The organism is Nocardia araoensis NBRC 100135, assembly GCF_000308435.1.
Lineage (GTDB): Bacteria > Actinomycetota > Actinomycetes > Mycobacteriales > Mycobacteriaceae > Nocardia > Nocardia araoensis.
In genome coordinates, this window is record NZ_BAFR01000180.1 from 1 (window position 1) to 511 (window position 511).

A 511-nucleotide genomic window follows, 5' to 3' on the forward strand; every position below is an offset into this window, starting at 1 on the left:
ATCGAGTTGCTCGACGAGCACGAACGCCACCAGATCCTGTCGGTGTGGAACGACACTGCACACACCCTCGATACCGACGCGACACTGGTGTCGCTGTTCGAAGCGCAGGCCGCAGCCACACCCGACAGAGTCGCGGTCGAGTTCGAGGGGACAACTCTGTCCTACGGGCAGTTCGCTGCCGAAGTGAACCGGTTGGCGCGCTGGCTGATCGGACAGGACGTGGGCCCGGAGTCGCTGGTGGGCATCGCGATGGCGCGGTCGATCGATCTGCTGATCGCGGTCCACGCGGTCGTCACCGCTGGCGGCGCCTACGTGCCGGTCGACCCCGACCATCCCGCCGAGCGTGTCGGCTACATCCTCGGAAACGCACGCCCGGTGTGTGTATTGACCTCCGGCAGCGACCTCGAGATCACCGACACGGTCTGGCAGGTCCGGATCGACGAGCTGGACCTGACCGGCTACCGCGACGCCCCGGTCACCGACAGCGAACGCCTTCGCCCACTGACCCCGC

Annotated in this window: 1 protein-coding gene; it reads left to right on the forward strand. The window is 66.9% G+C overall.

What is annotated here, in order from left to right; translation table 11 throughout:
• On the forward strand, positions 1–511 hold a 511-nt coding region (locus tag ON21_RS24670), incomplete at both ends, for an AMP-binding protein (protein WP_039801372.1).